The following is a 22,052-nucleotide window of genomic DNA, read 5'->3' as shown; positions in this document are numbered from 1 at the left end:
AAAGGTGTGCTTTTTTACATTTTTTCCTTTGAAAAAATGTAATTTAGAATTTCAACCATCTCAACATGAAAAGAAAATTATTTCAATCCCTTATCTCTTGGAAGAATTCCCCCAAAAGAAAACCATTAATTATTAGAGGAGCGCGACAGGTTGGTAAAACCTGGTTGATGAAAGCTTTTGGTACAGAGCACTACGGGCAGGTTGCCTATGTGAATTTTGAAAGTAATCAGACAATGAGGCAGGTTTTCGAACAAGACTTTGATACGGACCGCTTGCTCACGGCCCTTCAGATTGAAACAGGAATTAAAATAGACGCTGAAAATACCTTGTTGATTTTAGATGAGATTCAGGAATCCAAAGGTGCGTTAACATCCTTGAAATATTTTCAAGAAAATGCCCCTTCTTACCATGTGATAGCAGCAGGTTCATTATTGGGAGTGGCACTGCATCGGGAAACCTCTTTCCCTGTTGGAAAGGTAGCATTCATGGATCTCTATCCGCTGGATTTCGAAGAATTTATGGATGCTCTAGGGGAGGAATCCTTGAATCAGCTACTTCATACACAGCAGTGGGACATGGTCAAGCCTTTTGCACAAAAGCTAAAGAATCTGCTCAAACACTATTTTTTCATAGGCGGAATGCCTGAGGCTGTTCAGACCTTTATTGATACAAAAGACCTAGTGCTTGTTAGATCTGTACAAACTAGAATCATGGAGGCCTATCAACAAGATTTTTCGAAACATGCCCCATTTGATATTGTGCCAAGGATACGGATGGTTTGGAATGCCATTCCTTCTCAACTCAGCAAAGAGAATAAAAAATTTATCTACGGTCAGGTCAAAAAGGGAGCTAGGGCCAAAGATTTCGAGATGGCATTGGCATGGTTAAAAGATTGCGGCCTAATTCATCAAGTCAATCGGGTTTCAAAAGCAGGAATTCCGTTGAAGGCGTATCAAGACTTTGGAGCTTTTAAGCTTTTTCTATTAGATATAGGCCTTTTGGGGGCTATGGTTGACTTGGATGCCAAAACAATTTTGGAAGGTAATCAATTTTTTGAGGAGTTTAAGGGAGCCATTTCCGAACAATTTGTTTTACAACAATTGGTGGCGTTGGGATTAGAACCAGCTTATTGGTCAGCCGACAGTGCCACCGCCGAGCTCGACTTCATCATCCAACTTAAGGGACAGATCATTCCAATTGAAGTGAAAGCGGAAGAAAATTTGAAAGCAAAAAGTTTGAAGGTATTTGTAGAAAAATATAAAACGGTCACCAATATTCGCACCTCTTTATCAAATTACAGGGAGGATGACTGGTTAATCAATATTCCTTTATATGGGATTCATACAATTGTCTAGCTAATCACGCAAAAAGATCAATCCGTCTCTGAGGGATTCATCAGTTGTCTGTCTTGTAATATTCTGTCCTTTATATATCGTAAATGCAGCCAGATGAGTTGATTCCTAATTTGTAGGTTCTGTACGGTGCTACTTCAATCTGTACACAATCAACACCGGGTTTTCGGAATCCCTGGCAGCCATGGCCGTTTCTGCGAAATTCTTCCCCTGGTTTGTTACCCAGCTTTCGAATTCAGCCTTTCCCATATTGGCTTTTTTCTCCATAAGTACTTCATAGAGATCCCTGCCTGGCACTTTTACCCCTACCTTTCCCGGCCCAAAACTATAGATGAACATAAAGGGATCGAATCCTCCGTCAATATCGTCCAGAATTCTGTCCTGTAGCAGAAGTGTTTGTTGCTTATCCCGATCAAAGAATAGGTTATATACTTTTTTTTCATATTTCAAATAAGTATAAAGCTGTTTTTCTGAAACGAGGTATTGGCCTGTGAAATATAGTTTTGCGGAGTTATTGAGAAAGTTTATTTTTTCAACAGGGTGGTCTATTCTTTTCAGTTCTTCAGGGTCTTGTGCATATTTTCCAAAATCAAAGACGAGTTTTGGAACAAAATTTCGCTTTTCGACCTGATAGATGGTATCCAGAAAGGTCATTCCGTAGTAGAGGTTTTTCTGACTTTTTTGAAAATAATTTCTTCCAGAATGATGTCCATACAGCTTTTCCGGATGGTAGGGGAAATGCTTGATGGTGTCCTGAAATGATTTATTGAAGCTTTTGACAAAATAATCTTCCGGATCTCTGGTTTCCGTATACAGGTAAAATCGCTGGTCAAATTCTGAAAATACACCCGGTCCCAGCTGTTCACGAAAAGTTAACTCCCGGAGATAGTCACCCTCCAGGCTAAACCACATGATCTTACGTGGGAATACTCCGAGGAGGACCAGTTCCTCGTCTACAACTGCGAGATCATCAAAGTCCAGGTATTGGCCTGGCCCCTCTCCATAGGCATCGATCTTTGACAAGTACTTACCTGATTTATCAAAAATATGAATACACTTGCAGCCAAATATATCCAAGGTATATATCCTGCCTTCATGAAAAAGGACTTTTTGCAATCCAGCATTGAGCTGGGCCTCCTCCGAACCATCCTCCAGCCAGATGTACTCTATATGAGGTTCGAAAAACTCCGATAATTTTCCGGTACGCGCTTCCGAAAGATCCACGGATATCCTTGCGAGGCCCGGAACAGATTTGGGGTTTTGATTACAGGCTCCGGACAGTATAATAAAAATTCCCAGCAACAATACGTAAAGCCTGTACTTTAGAAATAGCAGAAATATAAGAACAGGGGCTTTTGCCAATCCGGCAATATTGATTGTAGGTAGTGAAAGTTTCATGGCAAAAAGAATTAGATAGTTAAGTTACTAAAAAATATCGACATTTTAAGCCATTTAACCTCTGCCTTGTGAAAATGAGCCAGGTCTGCTTCACCCAATACTCCCAAAAAAGCAAATGAGGAATTAAAATGCTCAGGGATTTTCCTTCCAGATTTTATCGGCCGCTTCCAGGTACATGGGCAGGGCCGCAGAGCCATACCAGGGGTACAGTTTGACAGCTAAATATCCGGCCTGAATAGCAGGGTCGCTGCTAACCAATTCCCTGGCCTCCTCCACCGAGGTTACGTCAAAGATAAAGATCCCCCTATACCGGTTCTCATTTTCCCCCAGCGGACCGGCGATCAATAATTTCCCTTCTTCTACCAGGCGGCGAATGTTGGCCATATGGCCTGAAAAAGCCTCGCTGACCTTGGCTTTATCATCAGGGGCTGTGTTTCCGCTCTCAAGGATGGCCAGGACGTAACTTTTCATACCGTAGGCATCTGCACCAAGGCTGTCTGCCAGTGCTGCGTTGTATTGAGGATTGGTACCCTGGGCGAAAGAGATAAAACCAATTCCTGTAAGGAAGGAAAGGATAAAGAAGAACTTCATTTGCTTGTAGAAACGCTATTTATTGGTACGCTTGACCTGCCCCATCAGGTTGTTCAGGCTCTCGGCCAGGGTAGGGTGGGCGATGGGCAGGTGTTGGATCTGGTCATAGGGGACTCCCCCTACCATGGCCATTTGTAAGACGGCCATGATTTCTCCACCATCCAGGCTGAGAATGGTAGCACCTAATATTTGTTTGCTTTCAGGGTCTACCAGCACCTTAAAAAAGCCCTTGGTTTCATCGGTTTCCAATGCCCTTCCTGCATGCTTCATCCAGAATTTCCCGGTGGTATAGGAAATCCCCTTTTCTTTTGCTTGTTGCTCATTCCATCCTATCCGCGCAAGTTGTGGATCAATAAAAACACAATAAGGCACCAACCGGTCTTTTGCCGATAGCGATTTATTTCCCTCAAAAATGCGGTTAAAGGCTATATGGGCATCATGATAGGCCATATGGGTAAACGGGGGGCTTCCAGCTACATCACCCAGGGCATAGATACCGGGTACATTGGTTTCAAAATTTTCGTCAACGACAATATGCCCCTTGCTGCTCAGCTTAACTCCCAGAGAATCAAGACCGATGTGCTCACTACTGGGTTTTCTGCCAGTAGCTACCAGAAGGTGAGAACCGCTAACCCTGCCAGGGCCTTTTGCACCCTTGTAATGTAGGGTGAATTGCTTGTTTTGATAGCTTACTTTTTCTGCTTTAATATTGACCAGGCTGTCAATTTTTTCTTCTGCGAAGATGGTGGAAATTTCCTTGCAAACATCCTCATCTTCTTTGGGCACCAGCCGGGAGGCCATGTCCAGGATGGTGACCTTGCTACCGAATCTTTTAAACATCTGCCCAAACTCCAGGCCGATGTAACCTCCTCCCAGCACAATCAGGTGTTCCGGGGTTTCCTCCAATTCCATGATACTGGTACTGTCCAGGAAAGGGGAATCCTCTAAGCCCTCAATTGGTGGAATAAATGGGGCAGATCCGGTATTGATGAAAAATTTTTCAGCTTCCAGGACCAGGTCGTCCTGCTCTGGTCTTTTGACCAAAACTGTTTTTTCAGTACGAAATACTGCCTCACCCATGATGATGTCCAGGTTTTCGGCTTTTTTTAAACCCTTGGTTGCCCCACCACGAAACAACTCTACGATATAATCTTTCCTTTTCCGGATCGCTTTTTGGTCTACACTGAAATCCCGGACATTTATTCCAAAGTCTCCTGCCCTGCCTACCAGATGGGCCACTCTGGCAGAGGCCGCCATGGTTTTGGTGGGAGAGCAACCATCATTGATGCAAGTACCTCCCAGGGCTCTTTTTTCAATCAATGCCACAGAAAGACCTTTGGCACTTATTTTTTTTGCCAGGGGCATCCCCGATTGGCCGGCTCCGATTACTATGGCATGGTATTTTTTCATGGGTATCTATTCCTCTACTTTAATGCCCTTCCAGAAAGCTACATGGTCCTTGATATCTTTTGCAGCTTCCTTAGGGTTGGGATAAAACCAGGCAGCATCTCGGTTGGTATCTTCACCGATCCTGACATGGTAATAACTGGCCCTGCCCTTCCACGGACAATCAGAGGTGGTATTGGATATTTCAAAAAACTCCCTGTTCAAGGAATCATGAGGAAAATAGTGGTTGTTTTCTATAAATTTAGTCTCGTCGGACTGTGCCAGAATCTTATCTTTCCAAAGGGCTTTCATGTGTTCGGGATTAATTTGATAATAAGATAACCAAATCCCTGCTAAAAACAAAAAGCAGCTTATTTAAGCCGCTTTTTGTTTCTGGATTTATTCATAAACTTAAGGTTTATGACTTCCTTTTCATTCAGGAATCTGTATTTGCCCCGAGCGATATCTTTCTTACTCAATCCGGCAAACATCACCCGGTCCAGTGCGGTCACTTCATAGCCAAAATGAGCAAAAATCCGACGCACAATCCGGTTTTTTCCGGAATGAATTTCCAGTCCTAAAATGGTTTTGTCCAGGGAAAGTACCTGCAGGTCATCCACCATTGTCAAGCCATCCTCTAAGGTCACCCCCGCTACTATAGCCTCCAGATCGTTTTTAGCCAAGGGTTTATCCAGGGTCACCTGGTAAATTTTTTTCACCTCATAGGAAGGGTGGGTAAGTTTGGCCGATAACTCCCCGTCATTGGTAAACAACAATAAACCGGTGGTGTTCCGGTCCAGCCTGCCTACCGGAAACAAACGTTCCTCACAGGCACCATCTACCAGGTGCATAACGGTCTTTCGTTCCAAAGGGTCATCAGTTGTGGTGATAAAGTCCTTGGGCTTGTTTAAAAGCAAATAAACCGGTTTTTCTGGTCGGATGGCCTTTCCTTTATACAATACGCGGTCTTTGCGGAGCACTTTAAAGCCCAATTCGGTAACCACCTTACCATTCACGGTAATTTCTCCCTTTTCAATCAGGCTGTCCGCTTCTCTTCTGGAACAGATCCCTGAATTGGCAATGTATTTATTGAGACGGATTTCATCGGCATCCCGCCGAGCTTGCTTTTGGATGGTTTTTAGATCGTACTCCGGCTGGGTTTCGGATTTGCTTTTGTTTTTTCTTGCTTTGGAAATAGGCGAGAAGGGCTTCTTAAAAGGCTTCTTTTTAGGGTCTCTTTCTTGAAAGCTACCATAGGTAGGCTTCTCATTTTTTCCCCTGCCTTTGTATTCGCTTTTTTCAGCGGGGGTATGCCTTTCTACTTCTTTGGTTTTGTCTTTCAATAAACGGCCTTTGCTACCGGTGGAGGTACGGGATGATTTTCTGGAGAAATCACCCTCTTTTTTGTTGAATTTTCTCATAAGTTTGCAGCATCTCTGCTGTATTTTCAAATTGTAGGTAAAAACCTTGAAATGAAGGAATTGCCTTCGTTCAATGCGGCTGCAAAATTAGTCTATTTATCCGGGATAATTGCAAAAATCGGTTTAAATTCAATCATTTTGATTGCCGATCTCATTTTCTTCTGTTTTAAAATCTTTGGGTTGAGGTAATTCACTCAAATCATTGATGCCAAAGTATTCCATGAATTTGGGACTCGTCCCATACAGCATGGGCCTGCCGATCCCCTCAGATTTACCTTTGATGGCAACCAGGGATTTTTCCAACAGTTTCTGCACCGAATAGTCGCAATTCACCCCCCTGATTTGTTCAATTTCAGATTTTGTTACCGGTTGTTTGTAGGCAATGATAGACAAGGTTTCAAGCTGTGCTGTAGATAATCTTTTCTGTGATTGGTGCTTTTGGAGGATGGAAATGCTGCTTTGGTAGGCGGGTTTGGTTAAAAACTGGTAACCTCCGGCTATTTCTTCCAGGCTGAAGGCATGTTCATCTGCCTGGAATTTCTGTTGCAACTCAGCGACTGCCTTTTCCAGATGCTCCAGCGGCACCTCAGATTCAAACATTTCATTCAGGCATTTTTGTATCTCCGCCAGACCCAGGGGCTCAGTGGAGCAAAATACCAAAGCTTCAATATGTCGGTGTAAAAAATCCAAGTTTATTTTTTGGCCATTTTGGCTTCGATGCTGTGCATGGTATGAGGCACCGCACGTAGTCTTTCTTTACTGATCAGCTTGCCTGTATCCACACAGACGCCATAGGTGCCGTTCTTGATTCTTCTCAACGCATTTTCAAGGTTGATGATAAACTTTTGTTGCCGTGCAGCCAGTTGGCTTAGGTTTTCCCGCTCCAGGGTATCGGCTCCATCTTCCAGAATTTTGGAAGTAGATGCGGTGTTGTCTGTCCCACTGTCATTTTGTTTGCTAAGTGACCTTTTAAGTTGCAAAAGCTCCTCTTTGGCTACGGCAAGTTTTTCATTGATTAGCACTTCAAATTCCTGAAGTTCCTCCTTGGAATAACTGGTTTTTTCTTCCTGGCTCATAACAATTCTGTTAAAAATTTCCCTAAAATACAGTGACAATTCTTAAATCAAAAATCTATTATTTTTTATTTGTGCGATTTGAATCCAGAGATATGGGCAGGAAGAAGATTTAAATTTTAAACTGCCTTAAAATTACCGGGCAAAGCAGAAATAATTTTTATATTTACAATTAAATAGCCATAATATTTGGGTTTTTTTGAGTAAAATAAAATCCGAAAATGGATTCTATTTTCTTTTTTGAATTATCCCTTTAATTGTATTAATTTCAGCCAAGCAATAATTAACCAAAAATAATTTGATGAAAAAAATCATAATAGTAGCTTTATGTGCCTTTGTATCTTTCTCGGTTTCTGCTCAGAAAGCAGATAAAGACGGTTGGATCAAGTTATTCAATGGTAAATCCTTCAAAGGCTGGACCATTAGTGAGAATCCGGACTCTTTTACCATTGCCGATGGTGTCATTAAAATTGATGGCCCCAGAGCCCATATGTTTTATACAGGTAAGGTGCAGAATCATGATTTCAAGAACTTTGAACTGAAAATGCAAATCAAAACCATGCCCAGTGCCAATTCGGGTGTCTTTATCCATACTGAATTCCAGGAAGACGGCTGGCCGGAAAAAGGATATGAAATCCAGGTGAACCAAAGTCATGGGGACTGGAGAAAAACCGGTAGTGTATACAGTTTTAAAGACGTGAGGGATACCTTCGTTTCAGACGAAGAGTGGTACACCAAACACATCATTGTTAATGGAGAAAATGTAACCATTAAGGTGAATGGTGAAGTGGTCAATGAGTTTACCGAGTCTCAGGATAGGGAAGCGATTGGAGATAGCCCCAAAAAGTTGAGTAGCGGGACCATCGCCATACAGGCACATGACCCGAAAAGCGTCATTTATTACAAGGATATCATGATCAAGCCACTACCCTGATAAGCCGGGTTGCAGTAGTTTGTAATTTATTTTCACCGCATCCAGCTTACTTTTAAAGGGTTTGCTGGATGTTTTGTTTTATGGGATCGTCAATGGGGGACAAAAGCGTATTATTTGAAGCACAAGCCTTAAGAGAGTTTATGGTCGGGGTATTCATGTATTTTGATATTCCTGAGGAAGATGCCCTGCTGGCTACTGATGTGTTGGCCTATAGTGATGAACATGGGATCGATTCGCATGGAGTCGCCAGGCTAAAAACATACGTGGGATTGCTGCAGGCAGGGAAAATCAATCCCAGGCCCAAACTGAAGCGGATACGGGAAAAACATGCGGTGGTAACGGTAGATGGAGACAATGGCTTAGGCCTGGTTATCGGGCCAAAATGCATGCAGATAGCCATTGAAAAAGCCCGGGATTATGGTTCCGGATCCGTAGCTGTTTGTCATACCAATCATTTTGGAGCCGCAGGGTATTATCCCCTGATGGCGGTAAAACACGATTTTATAGGCATGTCGATGACCAATACCAGTAAGGGGGTGGCTGCCTTTAATGGAAAGGAGAAAATGCTCGGTACCAATCCGGTGGCCATGGCATTTCCAACCGGTAGCGAACCGGTGGTACTGATGGACTTTGCCAGCAGTACGGTGGCCTATGGAAAGGTGGAAATTGCCAAACGAGCTGGTAAAAAAGTACCCTTAGGCTGGTGTCTGGATGAAAATGGCCAAGGCACCGAAGACCCTGAAAGGATGATGAATGGGGGAGCTTTATTGCCTTTGGGAAGCAACAAGGATGGTTCAGGGCATAAGGGCTATTGCCTGGCCGGTATGGTTGATATTTTAAGCGCCGTTTTAAGTGGGGCCAATTGGGGTCCCTTTGCCATTCCTTTTGCCATCGACACTGCAGGTCGGATAAACAAGTGGGAAAAGGTATTGGACATTTTTTTTCTGCCTGGGATGTAGATGGATTCAGGGAGCTGCAGGAGTTTAAAGAACAGATGGATGCGTGGATCCGCACCCTTAGGGCGGCCGTTCCACTTCCGGGAGAGTCAGAAGTACTCATCCCCGGAGATCCGGAGTGGCGGGCCTACCAGGAGAGAATGAGGTATGGAATCCCGCTTCAAATGGAGGTAGTCAGGGACCTGAAAGTTGTAGCACAGGCTACTGGCATAAAAATGCCCTGACCTTGTTCAGAACCAGTTGATCAAAAATGCCGTTATGGCAAATGAGGATCAGTTTACTATGGAAACCAGGGATTTAATAGTGCAACAATTTCACAGGAAAAGGAATCCTTTTTTCATGCTTGTCGCTTGCTTCCTTTTGGTTTTGAATCCGGTCTTTGCTTCCCCTTTGCCGCAAAGTATTGACCCGATTTCCCTCCGGGTATTTTCCCAGCTATTTGTACCAAAGGAATTCCATATCAAGGGGGTAATTGACGATAGAACAGACCGATCTCCGGTGGCATTTTTAGTGCGAAACATCAGTAGCGGAAGCCAATTGGAAACAGTGGACCTGGAAGGAGGCGCAATTTCGGCAGTTGAGAAGTATGTCTTCGGAGCTTTGCCCAGAGACCAGAGCCTCAGGCCCGTCGTGATCCGAATCAGGGACATGAAAATAATTGAGGTATTGACGGATTCCAAAAGTGGTTTGGTGGAGGGTGAAGTATACCTGGACTTTTCATTTGAACTGGAAAGGGAAGATGAATTGGTTCATTTACTGGATTTTCAGGGTGGGGTCAGCTACAAAAGAGGGGTGAGGCAGTTTTCTGTAATTGAGCCTGTTTTGCGAAAATCAATCAACAATTCGTTGAATTATTTCAATGATTGGATGGAAAGGGAGGCGACTGAGGACATCAAGCTGGCCAGTGATGTAACCATTAAGATCAGGGATTACCGGGAGGATAACCAGGATGACACTGTTTTCTATAACCCCAAAAGACCGCTTACCTGGGAGGACTTTACCGGCAGGCCAAGGTTCAACAATTATGCGGCTTCTATTTTTGCAAGTATTTCGTATGAAGGCAACAGTTGGATTGAAGAAGGGGAGGTAATTGTTGACCTGGTTTTCAAGACCTATATGTTGAAAAGTTCCTCCTGGGTAAAGGGCACCAACAACAGTTACGGTCTCAACCACGAACAAAGACATTTTGATATCGCCAGGATTATCATGGAACGGTTAAAGGAAAAGGTGTCGAACATGGATCTTCAGCCTCATAATTATGATAGAAAAGTATCCTTTCATTACCTGGAGGCCTACCGGGAAATGAACAAAATGCAGGAACAGTACGATCGGGAGACCGCCCATGGATTGAATGCAAGGGCTCAGGAACGATGGAACCAACTGATTGACGAAGAGTTGGCCGGGTATGGCATCAAATGACATGGCATCCAGAGGCCGACTTACCGGGATCCAAGGTAGGTTTCAGGCAATTATTCAATCCGAAAAAAAAGCGGCTACCCCAACAAGGGGAGTAGCCGCTTTTCCAGGTGGGTGGTTTCAATAGGGGACGGGTTCAGCAATGGTATATTCGCTGGTCTCGGTAAAAGTACGGCCAAACATATCTTTGGCACGGACGGTTATCCTATGCTTACCTATTGGCAGATTGGTGGGGATACTTCCTCTCCAGAGGTGCGTTGAATTTACGGGGTTTGAGGGTCTTCTTCCCGGAGACAATTTCTCCATGAAATCCCACTCCATGACATCTGCCAGGAAAGAGGGGTCAGGTGCAGCGGTCCAGTTCATGGGTTTCCATTCGCCGTTATCGATTTTATATTCCACAAGATCTTCTTTGTCTCCCATGTAAAAATTGGCAAATATTCCGGAAGAACTCCCCCTGTTATTGGCTACGACTTTGGGATTAAAGATTTTGATTTGGTGATCCAGGGGTTTACCAATAACCTGGTAATCTATCTTGTATTGATTGCCTTCAACCCGCAAGAGGGCATATCCTTTGGGGGTACCGTCTCTCATGGTGGATATGGGTATGCCTTCTTCATTTAGCTGTCCCGAGTACCAGTCTCCTGAGGTGGTTCCGGCATTGTATTCATGGAAGCGGGATGCTCCCTCCCATCCATCTTCGGCCGTATAGAAATTGTGTCTTTGCAAATGGGTGTGGGCCGAAATGGCCAGTCTGTTTGGGTAGTCCTTTAGCAGGTCAAACAGTCGCTTTCTGTCACTGTCCCGGAAGGAATTTTCATTTTCATGCCAAAGGGGAATATGGAAAGACAATACGACCAGTCTGTCCTTATCCACGTACTTTAAATTATTTTCTACGAAATCCAGTTGGTCCTCTCTGAAACCTCCCCAGTAGCCCTGACCATCCCTGGGATCAGGGTAGAGGATATCTTCCAGGACGATGAAATGTGCTTCCCCATAATTAAAAGCATAAGCGGAAGGACCAAAAGTCCTTTCAAATGATTCATCCGAATGGGCATCTGTTTTGGCATCGTAATTCATGTCATGGTTGCCCAGTACATTGTACCAGGGCCAGGAAGTTTGCTGCATGACAGTTACATACTTGGGATGTAGATCAAGGTCATCACCTGCCAGGTCACCCAGGGAGATACCAAAGCTGATGTTTTCTTCATTTTTTGCTTTTTCTACCACTCCTTTGGCAAATAATTCCAACTCTTTTTCCGTATAGGGTTGAGGGTCACCAAAGATCATGGCTGTGAATGCTTCCGCTTCTTCTTTGGGATATAAGGCAAAATCTACCGATTTGGGTAGGGGACCGGTTGGGTCGACCCCTTTGTATTGGAGTTGGGGGGAGCCCTTCGGTTTGTGATTGTAGTAATAATGAGGCAAATTATCATCTCCAACTGGCACTGCATACCCTCCCGGCTTGATGACAAAAATGATATTATCCTCACCAATGGGTAGGGAATATGCTCCTTTTTCATCTGTTAAAACGACATCCACACCATTGCTGACAGCAACTTCAGGCAGTCCTTTTTCCCTTCGTTCTTTTTTTCCGTTTTCATTGAGGTCTTCAAAAACATACCCTTTCACTTCGTTTTGGGCATGTAGACTGATGCTGGCACATAGGGCCCAGCAAATAATGATTATTTTTTTCATGTTTGCGCTATTTTTTGATGGCTCAAGTTAAGCCTTGCGGTTATTTACCAGGTAAGCTTAAAGTTAAATTTTGGTTACCTTTGCTGCTGACAAAAGCTAGATCAAAGTATGTAAAAGCCTGTAGGAAAAACCTAGCCATGATTACCTGAAGGTTTTCATTTGCTTCCTTTATTGTGAAAGACCACCAGGCCGTCTTTTCCAGCCACCACGATATCCAGCATCCCGTCTGCGTTTAGATCTTCAACGGAAAAAAACAAGCCCGCCCCTTTGCCTTCTCCAAAAGGACCGTAGCTGATGATGTTCTTGGTAAATGATTCCCCATTCCATTTGAAATAATACAATCCAAGGTGGTCATTTGCTCCGGGATCATTCCCATTATGGGCCCTATACCTTTTGCCGGTAATCAATTCCATTTCTCCATCATTGTCTATATCTGCCCATTCCATGGTATGGTACTGGGACTGATAGGGGTCAATGGGGTGTTGGGTAAAAGAAATGTTATCCCCTTGTCGTTTTTGCTCGTACCAATGCAGGCCATAGTCATGCCCCTGGCCTACAATCAAGTCATTCAATCCATCTTTGTTTACATCTACTACCAGGATGGGTACACTGGCCCCTTCCAGTTGAAAAGCTTCATGAAGCTTCCAGCTGCCATTTTCCAGGTCTTCAGGGGCTTCCAACCAGCCTTCAGGAATGATGAAATCTCCCCTGCCATCACCATTGATGTCGCCGAAACCCAGCCCATGTCCATGTTTTTCAGTCACAGGGAATTTTTCAAATGCCCCGGTCCCTTTACCATTATCATCCCTTTTTAAACTATAGTAGGCCAGGGCTTGGTTAGGGGTGTTGGGAACAATATCCAGGTGTCCATCTCCATTCACATCCCAGGCCCTGGTAGTTTCTACATTACCGGTATTGGCTATTTCGTGGGGCTGCCATTCTCCATTATTTCCCGGGTTTTCTACCCAAAAAAGGGTTTTACCAAACCATCCTCCCGTCACATAATCCATGTTACCATCTCCATTCACATCCAGTGGAATGGTAGAAAAGTCATCAAAATATTCACTCACTCTTTTGACTTGCCCGATAAGGTATCTTTTGGTAAATTCAGGTCCCTGGTACCAGTAGCTGCCGGATACAAGATCTGGGGTACCATCTCCATTTACATCCAAAACCCCCACCGACTCGGCACTTTCCATAGCAATCAACTGCTTTTCGAATACAACAGGTTGGGGCTCCCTGCTGAGCGGGCTCAATAACACTAATACTATAAAAGATACATTCATACCTTAAAGTTAGGGCATTGAGAAAGAAAAGTGTCCTGCACTGTCCTGTTTTTAGGATAGGGGGAAATGATCAATTCGGAGCTGGTTTTATTTTAAAGCTCCTGATATTAGTTTTCCATCAACCACTGATGGACCCTTTGGTTAAAATCCTCCAGGTTTTCCCAATGAAAAGCATGACCACTGTTGGGGTAGGTATGCAGCTGGGCATTGGGAATGGCTGCAGCCACCTCTTTGGTCATCCAAAGGGGAGTAAATGCATCTTTTTCTCCACCAGTTACTAGTACAGGATGCTGTATAGTGGGAAGTTGATTTAAAACATCATGGTGAATGCAAGCCTCAGCCTGACCTTCAAGGCCAATCAAGGGTTGAGGGTTGGGATCATCAGCTGCATTTTTCCTGTCTTCCAACATACCGCTATAGGTTTCCTGATCGTCAAAGGAGCTCTTGGAAAAGATCAGTAGTTGAATATAAACGGAAAATTCTTCAGGTCTCAATCTGGCTTTACAATCCACCATATGTCTGAAAATATCCTTTGCGGTATGGTCACACCTGGCCCATGGACACATAAGCACCATGGACCTCACCATTTCAGGATGACGAATGGCCAGTTGTTGTGCAATGATACTACCCATGGAGACACCTGCCACCCTGGCCTGTTTGATGCCTAAATGCTTGAGTAAACCGGCACAATCATCTGCCATTTGGGCAGAACTATAAGGACCTGGGGGTTTGTCTGATAAGCCCACTCCCCTGTTATCTACCAGTATACACCGGAAGGATTTTTGCCAGTGGGCTACATGTTTTTCCCACACTGATCCTGGAGCGGTAATGCCCATGATGAGTAATAAGGGTTCTCCCTCACCTTTTTCTTCAAAATAAATATTTATTCCATTGTTTTGTATGGTTGGCATGGCTTATTTAAGTTTTGGGATGAGTGATTCGTATACCCATTTGCCATCATGGAGGGTGACAAAATCCGGATCCTCCAGGGCTTCCTGGCCTTCATCTTCGCAAATGATCCAGCCATTAAACTTCTCGTCTTTCAGCCATTGCGTGATGCTGTTGAAATCTACTTTACCGTTACCCATAAGCGTAAATTCCGGATTTCCGTCCCAATCCTTGTAATGAACGTGATTGATTAAAGAGCGGTAGGCTTTCATTTTTTCCAGCGGGTCCATTCCTCCATTGATGATATGTCCTACATCCGGACACCATCCGGTTACTTTAGGATCCAGTCCTTCCAGGATTACCTGGTAATCTTCAGCCGTCCTGGTGATAGAACTATGTGGTGAATTGGGGTGAAAGCTACTTATCACACCCTCATCGCTTGCCCTGGAAGATACGGTATTGACAATGTCAATGAGGTTTTTTCTCCTTTGTACTATGTCATGCCTGCCGGTAGGGATCTGTACCGTGCACAATACTGAACCTGGAAATCTTTTCAATAATTTAATGGCTTCATCGGCAATCTTTTTTTCCTCCTCTGTTTCCCTGCTGCCGTTCCAGTCCAGGGCCAGGGCAACAGCTGCCAGTTCAATGTTTTCATCTTTAAGTTTTTTCTCCAGGAGGTCGGCATCTGCGAGTGGACCCATCCAGGTAAAGATGGGTTGTATGCCTTTGAATCCTGCTTTTGAGATCACCTCTATCATGTGGCCCAGTTGGCCTTTATAGGTTTCTCCATTGTTGCTCATGAACCAGGTGTAAACTTCTGCACCAAAGCGAAAGGGTAAATTAGTCATGGAATATTGTTTGTTTTTTGTAATGATTGTGAAGTTGAAAAAGAATGGGTTATAATCCGTGCTCTGCTCCCATTTCTTTTATGAATTTGTAGCCATTTTCAGCCATTTCCCAGGGTTGGGAAAATTCCCTCCAAACCCCAATGGAATTGGCAAAATCGGGATCATTTCGGGTGAACCCCTCTATGGTCAGCCATCCCTCAAATCCAATTTCAGCCAGAGCGGAAAAACTGTCATCCCAGGGGACGTGGCCGGAGCCAGGTGTACCCCTGTCATTTTCGCTGATATGCACATGGCCCAGGTAAGGGGCTACTTTTCTCAGGGCATCTCCCAGCTTTTTTTCTTCAATATTGGCATGGTGGGTATCAAACATCGCCCGGACATTTGGGTGAGATACTTTTTTGACCAGGTGTATAAGTTGATCCATGGTATTGCAGAGGTAGCACTCGAATCGGTTCAGTGCTTCGGGCGTGAGGGTAATACCGGCTTGCCGGGCATGATCCCCTGCCTGGTGTAAAACTTCTGCACTCCAGTTGTACTCATCCTCCGTCGGGGATCTTTGGGCAAAAGTGGAAAAGGCCGAGTGGAAAGGTCCACAGATTACTTTGGCCCCCAAATCATGGGAGCGGTCAATGGTCCACTTGATTTTATCCAAAGCCTTTGCCCTGATTTTGGGATCTGGGTCAATCGGGTTTTCATCAGGCCCCAAAACAAAAACAGTAGTAGTTTCCAGTCCGGTTTTGGCGGTAAATTCTCCAATCTGCTTGTAAGCTTTCTCCTCAGGAGAACCTACAAAAAACTCTACCCCGTCATATCCTATGGTTTTCAAACGTTCAATTATGGGTTTCAAATCGTCCGAAACTACGGCAGACCATGCCAGGACATTAAATCCGATTTTATTCATTTTTTTATTTATTGTGGGTTTTAACTGATTGTCAAATCCGGGTAATTATTCGAAGTCTGTCACTTTCATGCCTTCTCGGAAATTATCAAAGCCAAACATGGTAGGCTCATAGTTACCGACTATGTCAACAACTGCCTTTTCCGGTATCATGGGCTCCATGTCCAGTCCCCAATAGCTGGCATTGATGATCAACCGGCGCAAGTCCTCGCTCATCAAATCTACAGAAGCCCCCATTGTGCTCGCAAAGACCCTTCCTTTTTTTCCTCCTTCCAGGGTATAGGATTTTGTCCAGGCTACCGGCATCAGGGATTTCTCCCAATTGATCGGCGCTTCCGGATTCATCCCTGAGGTGGAGGCACCATGAATCAATACGGTGGCATCTTCTCCGAGCTGGGTAACGGTGTATACATCAGAAGCAGCCCAAATGTCAGTGACACCATTCAAAATAGGGTTTTTGTTGGCTACCTGTAGTCCGTCCATCATGCCCCGGGTGCCTTCTTTGGCATGGTGTCCATGGTGTGCCACCCAGGTCTCTCCCAGTATTTTCCCTCCAAATCCTTTTTCCCAGCCAGGTACCTTACTTTGCCAATGGTATTTGGCATAAGCGCTTATGCTTTCCTTGCTGTAATTGAATGCATGAGTAGAGGTACGCAGGGCTATCAATGGCTTTCCCGCCCTGAGGAAAGCGTCAAAATACTTCATTTGCGCATCCGGTAGTTCCCTGAATCGAAGTAGAATGATGGCCAGATCGGCATCTTCAAGTGCTTCCATACCTGGAATATTGCTATTGTGGTTGGGAATTACCTGGTTGTTTTCCGGATTAATGGGAAAAAGTACGGTGGTAGAAAATCCATGATGGGTGGATAAAATTTTGGCTAGCATGGGTAGGCCCTCCTCGGACCTGTACTCATCATCTCCACTGATCAGCACTATTTTTTTTCCTTTGCCAGGGCCATTTTCCCCTTCAAAATGCAGCATTAATTTTTCCTCCTGGGCCATACATAATGTATGGGACAAGGAAAAAATGAAAATAAACAGCAGGGTGGGTAAATGTCTGCATTTGGAACTTAGATAAGGTGTTTTCATAAGGTGCGTGCGTTAATACGGATTTAATTTAAGCAAATTGTTTTGAACTATCCTTAAGGAATGGGTACCGATGATACAAAAAAAGGATAAAAGGGGCAAACCGGGATCATTTATCCCGGTCAGCCCCTTATTGCCTGGTTTTGGAATTGGCTTCCTATCAGTAACCAGAATTCTGAGTTAATTTATCATTGTTTCTGATTTCTGCAGTAGGAATGGGGAAAAGCAGCTCCCGCTCTTTTAGTGTCGGACCATAAGAAAATTCATGGCCAACATAATCTTCAAACTCCAGGGTATTGACATTGAATGCCTTTCTTAACCGCACCATGTCATACCATGTTTTGTTTTCAAAGCACAGTTCAACCCATTTTTCTCTCCATACGGCTTCTCTGAATTCCTGCTGATCTAGGTTTTCCAGGTCGGGTAGGTTGGCCCTTCTCCGGATCAGATTTACTGCCTCATAGGCTTCCTCTGTCGGGCCGTTGACTTCATTCATCGCCTCTGCATAAATGAGAAGTATTTCTGCATACCGATAAATGGGCCAGTTCATCCCACTGCTGGTAGTTCTGAGTTGGGCCTCTTCGTCAAAGTGTTTCCAAATGTAATAGTCTCCCAATTCCATGATGGTGTTTCTATCAGATTCCAAACTGTATTCTGTGTAGAAAAACTCCTTTTCTTCTGCCCTTTTGTCTCCTGTTTCAAAAGACTCCACAAACTCCTCGTTAGCGAATATTCCGCCGGTCTCTGCACTATAGGCAGAGATTCCCCTGTTGTAGGGAATGATGGAGACCTGCCAGGAGGAAGGAACGGTAAAGGCGGCATACTGGGCCATGAAAATGTGTTCTCCCAGGTTCTTGTCTTCCACAGAATGGAGTTTGTCGTAGGAATCAAATAAATCAAAAACGCCTGACTGGATGACATCATTTGCCTTTTCGGCTGCAAGCTGGTAATACTGGCTGCCTCCCTGCAGGGGATAGCCTGCCATGGTCAGGTAGACAGAAGACATGAGTGATTTAACGGCACCCATGGAAACCCTGCCGCTGGCATCTCTCCATGGAAGCCCGGAATTTTCCGCAACTTCCAGGTCTGCTACAATCTGATTGTAAACCGCTTCTAAACTAGCAGGCTCCGGATACAATTCCGGGCTTGTCAAATCTATAGAAGCGGTGATCAACGGAATATTTCCAAATATTCTTATCAGATTGAAGTAATAATAGGCCCTGAAAAAGCGGGCTTCCCCCAAAAGGCGGCTTTGCTCATCGTTGTCCATCTCTATTTCAGGTATTTTTTCAATGGCCAGGTTGGCATTGGCAATACCCCGATAGGAACTGGTCCAGTAGGTCTGTCCATATCCATTATCTGAATTATTGATCAGGCTTCTGACAAAAAGACTGTTCTGTGCCTGTCCCAATTCGGTATTGGCCAGGCCGGTGGCAAACTCCAACATCATCCAGGGGCCTCCACCAAAGCCACTAGACATGACTGGTTGCAGACTTTGGTAAATTGAATTCACCACACTGCTGGCGTGTTCAGGTTTGGTGAAATAGTTTTCCAGGGTAAAGTTGGATTTATCAGTTTCTTCCAGGAACTCGTTACATCCCCAGGCAGAGGTCATCAGTAATCCGATGACCAACACACGGCTAAATTTTATGATATGTTTCTTCATGTTGTTCATTTTTTTCAAGATTTACTGATTATAGGGCAATGTTTACTCCTAGCATAAATACCCTGGGTTTGGGGTAAGCATATAAATCTACTCCCTGATCAAATGGAGAACCGGAAGTGGAAACTTCAGGATCGTATCCCTGGAATTTGGTGTTCAGGAAGAAGTTCTGTACTGAAACAAATGCCCTCAGTCGGTTAAGCTTGATCCTTTGGATCAGGTCCGGCTCAAAGGTATAAGCAAATAACAGGTTTCGGCCTCTCAAAAAGGAACCTTCCTGGGCCCTGTCTGAATCATTAAATGTATTGTAGCCAGCGGTCAGTGGCCGCAGTTCTGCAATATTGGTATTTTGGTTGTCCGGCGTCCAGGCATTTAGCACGGTGCGGAAGCTATTGGCAATACCCTGTCGGTCTTCTGCAGAATGCTTGCTTCTCCACAATACATTGTTGCCATACATGAATTGCAGGTCCACCATCAGCTCAAAGTTTTTGTATTGAAAAGTATTCATCAAAGTTCCAAATCCTTTGGGAATTCCCTGACCAATGATGACCCGGTCGTTGTCATTGATAGCGCCATCACCGTTTACGTCCTCATATTTGATGTCTCCGGGTAGTTTGAGGTATTGGGCGGCCTGGTCGGCCTCATCCGTATCCCAGGTACCCTGGTGGACAAACCCAAAGAAAGAACTTACCGGCTCCCCTTCCCTGATAATGGTGGATCCGGAAAAAATATCTGCTCCGCCAGTCAGTTCCAGTACCTTGTTTCGGTTGATGGATATGTTGAAGTGGGTATCCCATTTGAAGTCCTTATTGACCATGTTTACTGAATTCAAAGCAAACTCAACCCCCTTGTTTTCCATGCTTCCTATGTTTCGGGTCACCTGAGTGTAGCCGCTACTGGAAGGTACGGGAGCATTGAGCAACATGTCTTCTGTCAGTTTTCTGTATAGATCCAATTCAAATGTCAACCGGTTATTGAAAAGACCCAATTCTAACCCTACATCCGTTTGATAGGTTTTTTCCCATCTCAGGTCAGGATTGGCCAGCCTGTTGATACCCAATCCTATGGATCTTGAGTTGTTGAATATCACGGTATAATTTCCCATGCCGGCCAATGCCTGATAAGCAGCTATTTCAGAATTTCCTGTAACACCATAACTGGCCCTCAATTTCAAATTGGATAGGGTACGGCTGTCCTTTAGAAAGTCCTCCTCGGAAACCCTCCATGCCAAGGCAGCTGAAGGGAAGACAGCATATCTGTTGGCTTCCCCAAATTTGGAGGAACCGTCAATTCTACCGGTAAATGTCAACAGGTATTTTTCCTTCAGGTTATAATTGAATCTTCCGAAATAAGAATTCAAACCATAAGCAGATGTGCCTGAAAGTGTCTGAAATACATTGGAACCTGCACCCAGGTTGTTGAATTTGAAATAATCATCCTGAAAATTCTGGGACCTTGCAGTACTATTAAACCTGTCCACATGCTGCCAGGACAATCCCAGAAGGGCATTGATGGATTGGTTTTCGTCTATGTTTTTATTGTAGGTCAAATAATTTTCAAACTGCCAGGAGTTTAGCCGGTCGTTCATGACGGAGGCATCTCCACCCTGATTTCGGGCAATATAATTTAACATCCGACCGCCATAATAATCCACTCGCTGGTTGATGACATTGGTGGCCAGGACGGAGCGCAACTCAAGGCCTTCAGCCAGGCTGAAGTTGGCGTATAAATTCCCTAGCATGGTTTGGGTATTGACCATGTAGACCCGGTCTTCGACCACATGAAGGGGGTTGTTGCCACCTTCCATACCTGGATAATCTTCGTTGCCTGCCCAGCTGCCGTCATCGTATTTCACCGGAATGATAGGAAGGGCTTCCAGTACCTGCCTCATGGCAATGATACCTCCTGCACCCAGCGGGTCCACCTGGCTTTCCTTTTGGTCTGTGTAACTTAAGGTGCCTCCTACTTTGAGCCAATCCTTGATCTGGCTGTCGAAAACAAATCTTCCCGCATATCTTTTCAGGTAGGAGCCCCTCATCAAACCTTCTTCATTTCTGTGGTTTACATAAATGCCATAGGTATCCTTTTCATTTCCCCCGGTTAAACCCAATTGATAATTTTGGGTGACTGCCTGACGGAATGACTCGTCCTGCCAATCCGTATCATGCAGGGGATTCCCATTGGCATCAAATAACAGCGGGTTGGTTCTTTTTAATTGAGGGTCACGGTAAATACCGTTTTCCCATCCATTTGGATCGTATTTTTGAGCATTTTGGTAGGCAATATCTTCTACCATCAAAAACTCTTCTGAATTCAAGAGTGGGATCTTTTTGGGCAGGACACCTACACTGACATCGGTATCAAAGGTAATCATTCCTCCCGAGCTGTTACCTCTTTTTGTGGTAACCAAAATTACTCCATTTGCTCCCCTGGCACCATAAATAGCTGTGGCGGAGGCATCTTTTAATACCTCCACTGAGGCAATGTCGTTGGGGTTGATGTAGTCTATGGGAGTGCTTCCATTGGCCAGACCTGCTGCATGGATGATCACTCCATCGATGACATATAGCGGATCATTGGCGATACTTACCGAAGTGTTTCCCCTGATTCTGATATTGGCCCTTCCTCCGGGTCGACCTGAGTTGACGGACACATTTACTCCCTGAATCCTTCCCGAAAGGGCCTGATTCAATGAAGCAGAAGGCCTTTCCTGCAGGGCTTCACTACTGACAGATCCTACAGATCCGGTAAGGTCTGACTTTTTCTGGGTACCATATCCTACCACCACTACCTCGGTTAGATCAGAGAAGGAGGAGTTGAGCAAGATGTCCACATTGTTCATGCCTTCCTGGATGGTAACTTCCTTTGATTCATAGCCTATAAAACTGGCAACCAAAACTTCTCCAGTAGATACTTCAATGTTAAACTCACCGTCAATATCGGTAACTGTGCCCCTGGTGGTGCCTTTGACCAATACAGATACCCCGGGTATCAATTCCTGATCTTCTTGTGATTTGACTACTCCAGAGACCGTTCTGTCTCCCTGGGCCATCGTTTGTCCGCTGATTAAGAGCAGGGACAGGACAAATACAGCCATACTGTATTTGATTTTTTTGAGGAAAACTTTTTCCATAGTGCTGAGGTTTATTGATTAA

At 44.5% G+C, this 22,052-nt stretch carries 20 protein-coding genes; 5 read left to right on the top strand and 15 right to left on the bottom strand.

Translation table 11 applies throughout. The features are described 5' to 3' along the window. Nucleotides 1–65 precede the first annotated feature (65 nt). Nucleotides 66–1,355, top strand: coding sequence for an ATP-binding protein (locus GL182_RS16815; protein ID WP_163380936.1), 1,290 nt, complete (start codon nt 66–68; stop codon nt 1,353–1,355). 129 nt (nt 1,356–1,484) lie between these two features. On the opposite strand, the gene GL182_RS16810 is transcribed toward GL182_RS16815, so the two are convergent. The 7 genes from GL182_RS16810 to GL182_RS16780 all read right to left on the bottom strand — a co-directional run bounded on the left by GL182_RS16810 (nt 1,485) and on the right by GL182_RS16780 (nt 7,224). Further along, entirely contained in the window at nt 1,485–2,750 is a 1,266-nt protein-coding gene (locus GL182_RS16810) for a 6-bladed beta-propeller (RefSeq protein ID WP_163380935.1), read from the bottom strand. Nucleotides 2,751–2,882: 132 nt separating this feature from the next. Continuing rightward, a complete protein-coding gene (locus GL182_RS16805) occupies nt 2,883–3,341 on the bottom strand; it encodes a YciI family protein (RefSeq protein ID WP_163380934.1) in 459 nt (152 codons plus the stop codon). Nucleotides 3,342–3,356: 15 nt separating this feature from the next. Continuing rightward, entirely contained in the window at nt 3,357–4,751 is a 1,395-nt protein-coding gene (locus GL182_RS16800; protein WP_163380933.1) for a mercuric reductase, read from the bottom strand. Between the two features lie 6 nt (nt 4,752–4,757). Continuing rightward, a complete protein-coding gene (locus tag GL182_RS16795) occupies nt 4,758–5,039 on the bottom strand; it encodes a DUF427 domain-containing protein (RefSeq protein ID WP_163380932.1) in 282 nt (93 codons plus the stop codon). 59 nt (nt 5,040–5,098) lie between these two features. Continuing rightward, nucleotides 5,099–6,148, bottom strand: coding sequence for a pseudouridine synthase (locus tag GL182_RS16790; protein ID WP_163380931.1), 1,050 nt, complete (start codon nt 6,146–6,148; stop codon nt 5,099–5,101). A 129-nt stretch (nt 6,149–6,277) separates the two neighbouring features. Next, nucleotides 6,278–6,838 carry an SMC-Scp complex subunit ScpB gene (gene scpB, locus GL182_RS16785; protein ID WP_163380930.1) on the bottom strand — a complete coding sequence of 187 codons (561 nt, stop codon included), beginning with the start codon at nt 6,836–6,838 and terminating at the stop codon, nt 6,278–6,280. Nucleotides 6,839–6,840: 2 nt separating this feature from the next. Next, complete coding sequence (locus GL182_RS16780) at nt 6,841–7,224, bottom strand: TraR/DksA family transcriptional regulator (RefSeq protein WP_163380929.1); 384 nt, start codon at nt 7,222–7,224, stop codon at nt 6,841–6,843. 298 nt (nt 7,225–7,522) lie between these two features. Here GL182_RS16780 and GL182_RS16775 point away from each other — a divergent pair, with 298 nt between their 5' ends. The 4 genes from GL182_RS16775 to GL182_RS16765 all read left to right on the top strand — a co-directional run bounded on the left by GL182_RS16775 (nt 7,523) and on the right by GL182_RS16765 (nt 10,530). Beyond that, complete coding sequence (locus GL182_RS16775) at nt 7,523–8,155, top strand: DUF1080 domain-containing protein (RefSeq protein ID WP_163380928.1); 633 nt, start codon at nt 7,523–7,525, stop codon at nt 8,153–8,155. Between the two features lie 68 nt (nt 8,156–8,223). Next, nucleotides 8,224–9,114: an Ldh family oxidoreductase gene (locus GL182_RS16770; RefSeq protein WP_262889347.1), complete on the top strand. Its 891-nt coding sequence runs from the start codon at nt 8,224–8,226 to the stop codon at nt 9,112–9,114. Continuing rightward, complete coding sequence (locus tag GL182_RS24410; RefSeq protein ID WP_262889346.1) at nt 9,072–9,335, top strand: Ldh family oxidoreductase; 264 nt, start codon at nt 9,072–9,074, stop codon at nt 9,333–9,335. The genes GL182_RS16770 and GL182_RS24410 overlap by 43 nt, the downstream gene beginning before the upstream one ends. 34 nt (nt 9,336–9,369) lie before the next feature. Next, nucleotides 9,370–10,530 (top strand): hypothetical protein, encoded by a 1,161-nt coding sequence (locus GL182_RS16765; protein ID WP_205603672.1) that lies wholly within the window; start codon nt 9,370–9,372, stop codon nt 10,528–10,530. 117 nt (nt 10,531–10,647) lie between these two features. Here the strand turns inward: GL182_RS16765 and GL182_RS16760 are convergent, their stop codons facing one another. The 8 genes from GL182_RS16760 to GL182_RS16725 form a co-directional block, all read right to left on the bottom strand. Next, the gene (locus tag GL182_RS16760) at nt 10,648–12,225 is read right to left on the bottom strand and encodes a calcineurin-like phosphoesterase C-terminal domain-containing protein (protein ID WP_163380926.1); all 1,578 of its coding nucleotides are present in this window, start codon (nt 12,223–12,225) and stop codon (nt 10,648–10,650) included. Between the two features lie 155 nt (nt 12,226–12,380). Continuing rightward, nucleotides 12,381–13,511, bottom strand: a complete 1,131-nt coding sequence (locus GL182_RS16755) for an FG-GAP repeat domain-containing protein (RefSeq protein ID WP_163380925.1) — start codon at nt 13,509–13,511, stop codon at nt 12,381–12,383. A gap of 107 nt (nt 13,512–13,618) precedes the next feature. After that, nucleotides 13,619–14,422, bottom strand: coding sequence for an alpha/beta fold hydrolase (locus GL182_RS16750; RefSeq protein ID WP_163380924.1), 804 nt, complete (start codon nt 14,420–14,422; stop codon nt 13,619–13,621). A gap of 3 nt (nt 14,423–14,425) precedes the next feature. Then, a complete protein-coding gene (locus GL182_RS16745; protein ID WP_240469866.1) occupies nt 14,426–15,250 on the bottom strand; it encodes a sugar phosphate isomerase/epimerase family protein in 825 nt (274 codons plus the stop codon). Nucleotides 15,251–15,299: 49 nt separating this feature from the next. Further along, on the bottom strand, nt 15,300–16,151 hold the full coding sequence (locus GL182_RS16740) for a sugar phosphate isomerase/epimerase family protein (RefSeq protein WP_163380923.1): 852 nt from the start codon (nt 16,149–16,151) through the stop codon (nt 15,300–15,302). Between the two features lie 45 nt (nt 16,152–16,196). Next, the gene (locus GL182_RS16735) at nt 16,197–17,237 is read right to left on the bottom strand and encodes a ThuA domain-containing protein (protein ID WP_163380922.1); all 1,041 of its coding nucleotides are present in this window, start codon (nt 17,235–17,237) and stop codon (nt 16,197–16,199) included. A gap of 157 nt (nt 17,238–17,394) precedes the next feature. Next, entirely contained in the window at nt 17,395–18,900 is a 1,506-nt protein-coding gene (locus GL182_RS16730; protein ID WP_163380921.1) for a RagB/SusD family nutrient uptake outer membrane protein, read from the bottom strand. A 28-nt stretch (nt 18,901–18,928) separates the two neighbouring features. Further along, nucleotides 18,929–22,030, bottom strand: coding sequence for a SusC/RagA family TonB-linked outer membrane protein (locus GL182_RS16725; RefSeq protein ID WP_163380920.1), 3,102 nt, complete (start codon nt 22,028–22,030; stop codon nt 18,929–18,931). Nucleotides 22,031–22,052: the final 22 nt, after the last annotated feature.

Origin of the sequence: Cyclobacterium sp. SYSU L10401 (assembly GCF_010993705.1) — a bacterium.
Taxonomy (GTDB): domain Bacteria; phylum Bacteroidota; class Bacteroidia; order Cytophagales; family Cyclobacteriaceae; genus Cyclobacterium.
Note: the sequence above shows the minus strand (reverse complement) of the source record. Positions and strands in the feature narration are given on the sequence as shown.

Excerpts from the sequence above, each read along its gene's own strand:
- GL182_RS16815 (WP_163380936.1), top strand. The coding sequence starts at position 66 with ATGAAAAGAAAATTATTTCAATCCCTTATCTCTTGGAAGAATTCCCCC.
- GL182_RS16810 (WP_163380935.1), bottom strand. The coding sequence starts at position 2,750 with ATGAAACTTTCACTACCTACAATCAATATTGCCGGATTGGCAAAAGCC.
- GL182_RS16805 (WP_163380934.1), bottom strand. The coding sequence starts at position 3,341 with ATGAAGTTCTTCTTTATCCTTTCCTTCCTTACAGGAATTGGTTTTATC.
- GL182_RS16800 (WP_163380933.1), bottom strand. The coding sequence starts at position 4,751 with ATGAAAAAATACCATGCCATAGTAATCGGAGCCGGCCAATCGGGGATG.
- GL182_RS16795 (WP_163380932.1), bottom strand. The coding sequence starts at position 5,039 with ATGAAAGCCCTTTGGAAAGATAAGATTCTGGCACAGTCCGACGAGACT.
- GL182_RS16790 (WP_163380931.1), bottom strand. The coding sequence starts at position 6,148 with ATGAGAAAATTCAACAAAAAAGAGGGTGATTTCTCCAGAAAATCATCC.
- GL182_RS16780 (WP_163380929.1), bottom strand. The coding sequence starts at position 7,224 with ATGAGCCAGGAAGAAAAAACCAGTTATTCCAAGGAGGAACTTCAGGAA.
- GL182_RS16775 (WP_163380928.1), top strand. The coding sequence starts at position 7,523 with ATGAAAAAAATCATAATAGTAGCTTTATGTGCCTTTGTATCTTTCTCG.
- GL182_RS16770 (WP_262889347.1), top strand. The coding sequence starts at position 8,224 with ATGTTTTGTTTTATGGGATCGTCAATGGGGGACAAAAGCGTATTATTT.
- GL182_RS16765 (WP_205603672.1), top strand. The coding sequence starts at position 9,370 with ATGGCAAATGAGGATCAGTTTACTATGGAAACCAGGGATTTAATAGTG.
- GL182_RS16760 (WP_163380926.1), bottom strand. The coding sequence starts at position 12,225 with ATGAAAAAAATAATCATTATTTGCTGGGCCCTATGTGCCAGCATCAGT.
- GL182_RS16755 (WP_163380925.1), bottom strand. The coding sequence starts at position 13,511 with ATGAATGTATCTTTTATAGTATTAGTGTTATTGAGCCCGCTCAGCAGG.
- GL182_RS16750 (WP_163380924.1), bottom strand. The coding sequence starts at position 14,422 with ATGCCAACCATACAAAACAATGGAATAAATATTTATTTTGAAGAAAAA.
- GL182_RS16745 (WP_240469866.1), bottom strand. The coding sequence starts at position 15,250 with ATGACTAATTTACCCTTTCGCTTTGGTGCAGAAGTTTACACCTGGTTC.
- GL182_RS16740 (WP_163380923.1), bottom strand. The coding sequence starts at position 16,151 with ATGAATAAAATCGGATTTAATGTCCTGGCATGGTCTGCCGTAGTTTCG.
- GL182_RS16735 (WP_163380922.1), bottom strand. The coding sequence starts at position 17,237 with ATGAAAACACCTTATCTAAGTTCCAAATGCAGACATTTACCCACCCTG.
- GL182_RS16730 (WP_163380921.1), bottom strand. The coding sequence starts at position 18,900 with ATGAAGAAACATATCATAAAATTTAGCCGTGTGTTGGTCATCGGATTA.
- GL182_RS16725 (WP_163380920.1), bottom strand. The coding sequence starts at position 22,030 with ATGGAAAAAGTTTTCCTCAAAAAAATCAAATACAGTATGGCTGTATTT.